Annotated in this window: 6 protein-coding genes; 2 read left to right on the top strand and 4 right to left on the bottom strand. The window is 57.9% G+C overall.

The annotated features are described in order from the left end of the window. Nucleotides 1–1,023: IS1380-like element ISMaq3 family transposase (locus AC13E3_RS00630; RefSeq protein ID WP_482901592.1), on the top strand; the 1,023-nt coding region annotated here is incomplete at its 5' end. 531 nt (nt 1,024–1,554) lie between these two features. On the opposite strand, the gene AC13E3_RS00625 is transcribed toward AC13E3_RS00630, so the two are convergent. The 3 genes from AC13E3_RS00625 to AC13E3_RS00615 are packed head-to-tail and all read right to left on the bottom strand — an operon-like array spanning nt 1,555 to nt 7,280. Further along, nucleotides 1,555–2,997 (bottom strand): efflux transporter outer membrane subunit, encoded by a 1,443-nt coding sequence (locus tag AC13E3_RS00625; RefSeq protein ID WP_482901591.1) that lies wholly within the window; start codon nt 2,995–2,997, stop codon nt 1,555–1,557. Beyond that, the gene (locus tag AC13E3_RS00620; RefSeq protein ID WP_482901590.1) at nt 2,994–6,119 is read right to left on the bottom strand and encodes an efflux RND transporter permease subunit; all 3,126 of its coding nucleotides are present in this window, start codon (nt 6,117–6,119) and stop codon (nt 2,994–2,996) included. Before AC13E3_RS00620 ends, AC13E3_RS00625 begins: the two co-directional genes overlap by 4 nt. A 12-nt stretch (nt 6,120–6,131) precedes the next feature. Then, nucleotides 6,132–7,280: an efflux RND transporter periplasmic adaptor subunit gene (locus AC13E3_RS00615; protein ID WP_482901589.1), complete on the bottom strand. Its 1,149-nt coding sequence runs from the start codon at nt 7,278–7,280 to the stop codon at nt 6,132–6,134. 173 nt (nt 7,281–7,453) lie between these two features. On the opposite strand from AC13E3_RS00615, the gene AC13E3_RS00610 reads away from it, so the two are divergent. Further along, on the top strand, nt 7,454–8,233 hold the full coding sequence (locus AC13E3_RS00610; RefSeq protein WP_482901588.1) for an IclR family transcriptional regulator: 780 nt from the start codon (nt 7,454–7,456) through the stop codon (nt 8,231–8,233). Between the two features lie 193 nt (nt 8,234–8,426). Here AC13E3_RS00610 and AC13E3_RS00605 read toward each other — a convergent pair whose 3' ends face one another. Then, nucleotides 8,427–9,104 (bottom strand): class I SAM-dependent methyltransferase, encoded by a 678-nt coding sequence (locus AC13E3_RS00605; RefSeq protein WP_482901587.1) that lies wholly within the window; start codon nt 9,102–9,104, stop codon nt 8,427–8,429. Between the last annotated feature and the right edge of the window lie 28 nt (nt 9,105–9,132).

The following is a 9,132-nucleotide window of genomic DNA, read 5'->3' as shown; positions in this document are numbered from 1 at the left end:
CTACAAACCGCCACGGGGAATGCCTCGACTCTGGCCGGCAAGTCCACGCTTTGTCGAATGGAGCAGGCGATGGATCGGCAAACCATTGTCAAAGCGCATGAGTTGCTCTGGCACCACTTTATCGAGCAGCATGAGAAGCCGCCCAAGGAAATCGTGCTGGATTTTGACGGCACCGATATTCCGGTGCATGGGGATCAGCCGGGTAAGTTCTTTAACCGGTATTACGACCATCACTGCTACTTCCCGCTTTACGTCTTCTGCGGTAGGCACTTGCTGGTGAGCTATCTGCGCACCAGCAATCGAGGTGATGCCCGGCACAGCTGGGCCATTCTGGCGCTGCTGGTGCGATTTATTCGCCAGTATTGGCCACAGACCCGGATCGTGTTCCGGGGCGACTCCCACTTCAGCAAGCCCCGACTGCTGGCCTGGTGCGATCGCAACCAGGTGGATTACATCGTAGGCATGGCCCGCAACCAGCGGCTGGAGGCGCTTGCCGCCCCAGCCATGGACAAAGTCCGGACCTACTACGAGGCTCATGGCCATAAGCTCGCCAGCACCTTCCGCTTCCGCTACAAAGCCCGAAGCTGGCATAAGCCACGCTGGGTGGTTGCGCGCCTGGAATATGGCCCTCAAGGCCCGAACCCCCGGTTCGTTATCAGCTCCCGCTACGATGACGGATTCAAGCTCTACTACGAACAGTATTGCGCACGGGGTGATATGGAGAACCGGATCAAGGATCAACAACTGGATCTGTTTGCCGGTCGCACCTCCAGCACACACTGGTGGACCAACCAGTGGCGGCTGATCTTATCCGGCTTCGCCTACACCCTGTTCGAGCGTTTGCGGGTGCATCTGAAAAACACGCCCTTCGAACGTATGAGTGCCGGCACCTTGCGCTTGAAGCTGATCAAGGTTGGCGCAGTCATCATCCGCAACACCCGCCGAATACGGGTGTTGATGAGTGATAGCTATCCACACAAGAACGATCTCTCAGCACTGGTTCAGCGCTTGGTGCCCCAGTAGATAATCGGGCTCCCCCGGCCCGATACCAATGGGGGAAAGGGGGAGTTGTGCCTGAATGCCGGAAACTGGCTAAATAATCGCCAACTTCGACCATGACCACTCGGATCTGGCACTACCAGGCTTGGTCTGCGAAGGTTGTTGGAGCACTATGAGAAATCCGGGCTAACGCCGATCAAAGCGCGGCGAAAAAAGTTCAGATCCAACGCATCGTCAGAGGACGCTTTGGCGGCCGGCCATTTCTCGACAATCGCTTGAATCTCCCCCTGGCCCACAAAGCGCTACCCCCCTTCATCTAATAGGTAGCGGAGGATTTCTGGGTGGGGACTCCTGTGGCCAAAGCGTACGTGGTTATAGCTGCTTTTAAAGGGTTTGGAGTAGAACTTAACTTCCTTCGCTTGCTCTGGCTATTGCTATTGCAGTCACACTTTGGCCGATCAGAGCCGCACTAAAAACGCATACTTGATAGACGACTCTATCTATCTTATTGAATTCTCCACCTCGGTCAGGGGTTCACTAAATTCGTAAATCACTTCATTGCGCTCTGCTCCGGTCTACCCGAGCGATCTCGGAGCCCACACCTCCACCTAGCGATCGGAACAACTCAATCTCGGCGGATAGCTGATTGAAGCGGTCAGACAGAAGCTGTTGTCGGGCCAAAAAATGCTCACGCTGGGCATCAAGAACGGCAAGGTAACTGGTTATACCGGCATCGTAGCGGTTCTGGGCCAGTTGATAGTACTCATCCAAAGTGTCAACCAACGCCTGTTGCGCGTTCAATTGGTCCCGAAGGGTGTCGCGGGCGGCTAAGCTGTCGGCCACCTCACGAAACGCCTGCTGAATAGCGCGATTGTATTCGGCGAGGCGAATCTTTTTGGTAGTCTCGGAAACCTCCAGGTTGGCCTTGTTTCGTCCGCCCGTAAAAATTGGCAGATTGATTCGCGGCTCAAACAACCAGCTACCACTGCCGCCGCCAAACAGCTCATTGAGCTCGCTACTGGCGGTGCCGGCACTCGCCGTCAGGGTAATGCTGGGAAAAAACGCGGCCCGAGCTGCTCCAATGTCTGCATAGGCGGCTTTTAACCTATGCTCCGCTTCCAGAATATCTGGTCGGCGTTTCAGTAAGTCGGACGACAATCCCGCACCCAATGGCGCAATGTTCAACGGCGGCGATTCCGGCAATGAACTGGTCATACCTTCCGGCAAGTTGTGGCCTGAGAAAAAGGCCAGCGCGTTAACCGCCTGCCGGGCAAGTCTGTCGAACTGCGCAACCTGGGTTCGTGCCTGGTGCACGAGCGTCTCCGCCTGAGTAAGTTCCAGTGCCGATGCCACATCGCTGTCATATCGACGTTGAATCAAGGCTAGGTTCTGTTCAAAGCTTCGCTGCGTCGCCCGGGCAAGTGCCAACTGTTTGCGGTTGGTGCGCCAGGAGAAATAGGTATTGGCAACCTCACTAATCAGCGATGTCTGAAAGCTGCGTTTCGCCTGTGCAGTGGCCAGGTAATTCTCAAGCGCCGCCGCCGAGAGATTACGGGTCTTTGCAAAAAAGTCGATCTCATAACTGGTCAGACCTACGCTGGCGTCATACCGCTCTGAAATTTCATCGGAACCTGAAACTGAGAGATTGCCGGGAACCCGCTGCCGGGCAGCTCCAACCCCGATCGACAAACCTGGATAGAGCGCGGAACGCTCGATCTGATACCTGGCTCTCAGAACCTCCACATTCAGCGCGGCAACTCGCATATCCTGATTGTTCTCCAAGGAGACCGAAATCAACGCCTGCAATGCAGGCTCAGGGAAAAACGCCTGCCAACTGAGGTCCAGGTTATGTAGCTCCTCGTTCAGGTTTGACTCGCTATCGTCCCAATGCGCCGGAACTGGCGGTTCCGGCTGCTGGTATTGAGGCGTCAGCGAACACCCTGCAAGCAAGACCGAACTCACGAACGCCAGTACTAGTCGGTTGGTGACGATCATCATACTGCCTCCTTGATCGATTCGGTCTTTTTCCATCGTGCGGCAAGGCCGGCAACCACAACGTAGAATAGGGGGACGAAAAAGATGGCGAGGAGCGTCGCAGCCAGGGTGCCACCGACCACCGCGGTGCCGATGGCATGCTGGCTGGCGCTGGAGGCACCACTGGCGATGGCCATGGGCAGTACCCCGAAGATGAACGCCAGCGAGGTCATGATGATAGGACGCAGGCGCAGGCGGGCGGCCTCGGCTGTGGCCTGCAGCAGCGGCTTGCCTTCCTGCTCATAAAGCTGTCGGGCAAATTCCACGATCAGAATGGCGTTCTTGGCGGCCAGTCCCATGGTGGTCAGCATACCCACCTGGAAGAACACATCGTTGGACAGCCCTCTGGCCATGGTGGCCAGGACCGCGCCAAGCACGCCCAGTGGCACCAGCATGATCACCGCAAACGGAATCGACCAGCTTTCGTATAGGGCTGCCAGGCACAGGAACACCACCAGGATCGACAGCAGATACAGCATCATCGCCTGGTTGCCGGCCTGTTTTTCCTCGAACGACAGGCCGGTGTATTCCAGGCCCAGGCCCTGGGGCAGGTCGGCGGCAATGCGTTCCAGTGCGGCCATGGCATCACCGGTACTGTAACCGTTAGCCGGAGCACCCTGGATTTGTGTAGCGGGTATGCCCTGATACCGCTGCAGGCGTGGCGAACCATACACCCACTCGCCGGTGGCAAAGGCGGCAAAGGGCACCATCTCACCCTGGGCGTTGCGCACAAACCATTTGTCGAAGTCTTCCGGTGCCAGTCGTGAATCCGGTTTGCCCTGCACATAGACTTTCTTCACCCGGCCGTTGTGCAGGAAGTCGTTCACATAGCTTGAACCCCAGGCGGCAGACATGGTGGCATTGATGTCGGCAATGGACACCTGCAACAGCCGGGCTTTTTCGTCATCGATAATCACCTGGTATTGGGGCTCGTCCGGCAGGCCGTTGTGGCGCACCATGTTCAGCTCCGGCGCGGCATTGGCTCTGCTGATAAACTCATTGGTGGCGGCCATCAGGGCGTGGTGGCCGATAGCTCCGTTGTCTTTCAGGTAGAGGTCAAAGCCGGTGGCGTTGCCGAGCTCCAGAATGGCCGGTGGCACAATCGGGAACACGATGGCGTCTTTGATCTGGGCGAACCTTGCCCCGGAGCGACCCGCGAGGGCGAACACGCTCTGGGCAAAGCTTTCCCGGTCAGCAAAGGGCTTCAGGTCCACGAACAGAATACCGGAGTTCTGGCCACGGCCGGCGAAGTTGAAGCCCCGCACAGACATCACGCTCTTGACCACCTCGGACTCTTCTTCCAGCAAATAATTTCCAGCTTCTGCCAGTACGGCTTCGGTGCGCTCGCCCGTGGCATTGGTGGGCAGCTGCACCATCACAATCATCACGCCCTGATCTTCGTCCGGCAGGAACGCGGTGGGCAGGCCCTTGAACAGGAAGCCCACAGCCACGACCAGCAACAGGTACACGCCCATGAAGCGGCCCTTACGTTTGATCAGGTAACTGACGCCTGATTTGTAGCAGTCTGCGCTGCGGTCAAAGGTGCGGTTAAACCAGCCGAAAAAGCCTTTCCTGACGTGCTGGTCGCCGGGTTTCAGCAAGGTGGCACACAAGGCCGGGGTGAAAATAAACGCCACCAGTACCGAGAACGACATTGCCGAGATGATGGTGACCGAGAACTGCCGGTAGATCACCCCGGTGGCGCCGCCAAAAAAGGCCATGGGCAGGAACACCGCCGAAATCACCAGGCCGATGCCCAGCAGTGCGCCGGAGATCTGGTCCATGGATTTCTTGGCGGCTTCCTTGGGCGACAGCCCCTCTTCTTCCATCAGTCGCTCGACGTTTTCCACCACTACGATGGCGTCGTCCACCAGCAAACCGATGGCCAGGACCATGGCAAACATGGTCATCACGTTGACGGTGAAGCCAAAGGCGTACAGTACGCCAAAGGTAGCCAGCAGAACCACCGGCACCGCCAGTGTGGGAATGATGGTGGCGCGCCAGCTTTGCAGGAACAGGAACATCACCAGGAACACCAGCACCACGGCTTCGATCAGCGTCATGGCGACGGTCTCGATAGACGCCGACACGACCGGTGTGGTGTCGTAGGGGAAGACGATCTCTACGCCTTCAGGCAGAAAGCGTTCCAGTTCTGCCAGGGTTTCTTTTACCCGGCCAGCGGTTTCCAGCTGGTTGGCGCCGGTGGCCAGGCGCAGGGCCATACCGGCTGCCGGCGCGCCGTTGTATTTACCGGTGATGGCGTAGTTCTCGTTGCCCAGGTTCACCTCGGCGACCTCGGCCAGGCGCACCTGGGAGCCGTCCGGGTTCACTTTCAGCAGGATGTTTTCGAATTCTTCGGCGGTCTTCATGCGCTGCTTGCCGATAACGGTGGCCTGCAGCTGCACGCCTTCTGCGGTGGGCAGGCCACCGAGCTGGCCGGCAGAGACCTGCACGTTCTGGGCGCGCACCGAATTGATCACGTCCTGCGGGGTCAGCTGGTAGCTGTTGAGTTTTTCCGGGTCGAGCCACAGGCGCATGGCGTACTGGGAGCCGAACAGCAGAAAGTCACCGACGCCCTGGGTTCGCGCAACCGGGTCCTGGATATTGGACACGATGTAATCGGCCAGGTCGCCCTGGGTGTACTTGCCATCAGGGCTGGTCAGCGCAAATACGGTGAAGAAGTTCACCTTGTACTTAGACACCCGGATGCCTTGACGCTGCACTTCTTCGGGCAGCAGCGGGTTGGCCAGCTGCAGTTTGTTTTGCACCTGCACCTGGGCGATGTCCGGGTCGGTGCCCTGTTCGAAGGTGGCAATGATGGTCATGCTGCCATCCGAGTTGCTCTCGGAGGAGATGTAGCGCAAGCCGTCCAGGCCGTTGAGCTGTTGCTCGATCACCTGGACCACCGTGTCCTGCACGGTCTGGGCGGAAGCGCCGGGGTAATTCACCGACAAGGCAATCGCCGGCGGGGCGACATCCGGAAACTGGTTAACGGCGAGGTTCTTTACTGCCAGTCCGCCGCCGAGCATCAGCATCAGGGCGACGACCCAGGCAAATATGGGGCGTTCGATAAAAAATCGGGGCATGTCCGGAGCTCCTTATTCGGCCTGGGTTGCGAATTCGGTTTTCAGGTCGACATTGGCTGCCGGTGCCGGCTGCACGGGAATGCCCGGCGCCAGGCGCTGAACGCCCTCGGTCACCACCTGTTCACCGGCCTGCAGCCCCTTTTGCACCAGCCAGGCGTTGCCCACGGTGCGCTCGGTTTCAATCTGGCGGACGCTTACCGTGTTGTCCTCGGCCAGCACCCAGACGGTTGGTACGCCGCGGGTATCGCGTGACACCGCTTGCTGGGGCACCAGGATGGCGTTCGGGCGGGTGCCTTCTTCCACCAGCGCGCGCACAAACATACCCGGCAGCAGCTTGCCATCCGGATTCGGGAACTCAGCCCGCAGGGTGACCGAGCCGGTGCCCTCATCGACCACCACTTCGGAGAACTTCAGCAAACCGGTGTGCGGATAGTCCTGGCCGTTCTCCAGCACCAGCGAGACTTCAACCACGTCGTTCTCATCGGCTTCAATCAGCCCGGCTTCGATAGCGCTCTGCAGGTCCAGAAGGCGGGTGACCGGTTGCACGATGTCCACGTAGATCGGGTCCAGTTGGGTGATGGTGGCCATTTCCTGCTGCTGGCCGCTGGTCACCAGGGCGCCTTCGCTGACTCGCGAACGGCTGATCTTGCCGGTGATCGGGGCTTTCACCCGGGTGTAGTTCATATTGATACTGGCGGCTTCGTATTCCGCCTCGGCGCTGCGCAGGGCTGCCAAGGCGTCGTCATACTGCTGTTGGCTGATGGAACGGGTGCCCACCAGGTTTTCGTAGCGCTTGGCCAGGTTGCGGGCATTGGTCAGGCTGGCATTGGCCCGGGCCAGGGCGGCCCGGTAGGGAGCGTCATCGATCTGGTACAGCACTGACCCCTCATCCACTACGCTGCCTTCAACGAACAGTCGCTCTTCAATAATGCCATTCACCTGTGGGCGAACCTCGGCAGTCCGCCAGGCCCGAGTTCTGCCTGGCAACTCTGATTCCAACTGCAGGGGCTTCTCAGCAACCTCGTACACACCGACTTCTGGGGGCGGACGCTGACTTTGGGCCACCGGATCCGGTTTGCTGCACCCGGCCAGGAAGCTGATAGTGACCAGCAGCGGCAAGAACAGCCAGGCGCGGCGGAAATGGAAAGGGGAGTCTGTCATCTTATATCTCCGTAGTTATCAGACGCTGTATCGCATTGCGATATAGTACCCGAATAGTGATACAGCAATAATATCGGAAAGTACTGCGCATAGGAATGCACTGTTTCGGTTGACATACTCCGGGCTGGGGGACTTAATGTCGGCAAACCACAGACTCGAGGAAAATCGTCCTGATGAGTAGAGCTTCGGGGCAAGCCTCCAATTCAGAGCACCGATCCGGAATACAGGTCATTGCACGGGCAGCGGAAATCATGAGGGTTTTGGGTAACCACCCCGAGGGGCTTAGCCTGGGGGAACTGGCCAATACGGTGAGACTGCCGCGATCCACTGTGCAACGTATCATCGGCGCACTCGAAACGGAGGGGTTTGCCGAACATGGTGTTTCCGGAACCGGTTATCGGCTTGGCCCGGAATTGGGTCGCCTTCTCTACCACACGCGCATCGATGTGCTTTCGGTCGCTCGACCTTTTCTTGAGGAACTCTCATCAAGTCTCCAGGAAACCGTCGTGTTCTGCGTGGGGGAACGAGACAGCGTTCTGGTTATTGATCGTATTGTTGCCGAACGAGAGCTAAGGGTCGTACCACAGATGGGGACCATCCGCGTCCCATTTCATTCAACCGCTCCTGGCAAGGCGTTGCTCGCCAATATGGAGGAAAAAGCGGTGGTCCGCTTACTAGACCTGGCTGAACAGCAAGGCACCCTATCGCCCTCGGCCCGACAACCGCTACTGGAAGAACTCGAGCAGGTCCGCGTGACCGGGATTGCCGAAGATCTGGAGACTTACCGGGAAGGTGTCGCCGCCTACGCTACCGAGCTGGATACCTACCTTGGCCACTTCGCGATCACCGTTGTTGTTCCGGCGCCTCGGGCTCAGAAGCACAGGCAAGATTACTTGCGAGCGCTCATGGACGCAAAGGCAGCAGTGGAGTCAAAGCTAGGCATTACGGGCTGAGCGCATCGACAATTGCAGGAGAGACTAATAAACCCAAGTCAGAGGCAGCGTTTCTTAGCTGGAACCGTTCTTATAAGTGTCTTGCTTTGGTCGCAAAGCGAACGTTCAGATTTCGGAATAACGCTTGCAGCATGCGCGCCTACGGAATGAAGCCGAAGGCGCAATGTAGTAGGCGTCGCCGTGCCTGCATTGGTTATACGGACTTCGCCACCAACATATCGGTAGCACCTTTCTGAAAGCGGTAGCTGGCAGGCTGCAAAGAAACATCAATTCCATCGGCGGATAATGCCGACATGACCTGATCCAAATGCATCGAGGCCTCACCGTTCAGCGACACAACAGGAAAGACGCGAACCTCAGATGCAACTCTGCATAGCTCCCGCATTGATTCCAAGTGAGCCGCCCCATCTACATGCTCACTGTAGAGAAAAAGATAGTGGGAGCAGAGTGCCAAATCGAATTGAGAGTCAGAAAACGGCAACGAAGGTAACGATGCTGATACATACCGCCCTTGCCGGCAACCCGCATCAAAGTCGGACAGGAACCTCGACATAGCCTTCATCCGAACTTCGCCAAGCTGCTCGACGCTACTCAGTGACTCCCAGATATAGTTGTCTGCGTCCTGCCGCATTTTAGCCATTATTTCCGGGTACACGTCGTCTATCCGGCGGCGTATTTCGTCAGCCTGGAACTGGTATACCGGATCACAAGACGTGACTTGGCACCCACGGTCGGTTGCCTCTACATTGAAGCTCGCGGGGCCATCACCACAACCAAGGATTCGCTTGCTCAGGTCGCCCTCGGATAATCCGAACATAGCCTGATATTCTTCAAAAGACCGGCCCCATGGGACTACGTTGGTTAACTCCAAACCTGACTCTCCTTAGTCTGTATAACGC

This window comes from Marinobacter sp. L-80 (assembly GCF_056859395.1).
This window is presented reverse-complemented; position numbering and strand designations above follow the sequence as displayed.

What these genes read in the sequence shown, in the direction of transcription:
- AC13E3_RS00620 (WP_482901590.1), bottom strand. Translation starts at nt 6,119, where the DNA reads ATGCCCCGATTTTTTATCGAACGCCCCATATTTGCCTGGGTCGTCGCC.
- AC13E3_RS00625 (WP_482901591.1), bottom strand. Translation starts at nt 2,997, where the DNA reads ATGATGATCGTCACCAACCGACTAGTACTGGCGTTCGTGAGTTCGGTC.
- AC13E3_RS00610 (WP_482901588.1), top strand. Translation starts at nt 7,454, where the DNA reads ATGAGTAGAGCTTCGGGGCAAGCCTCCAATTCAGAGCACCGATCCGGA.
- AC13E3_RS00615 (WP_482901589.1), bottom strand. Translation starts at nt 7,280, where the DNA reads ATGACAGACTCCCCTTTCCATTTCCGCCGCGCCTGGCTGTTCTTGCCG.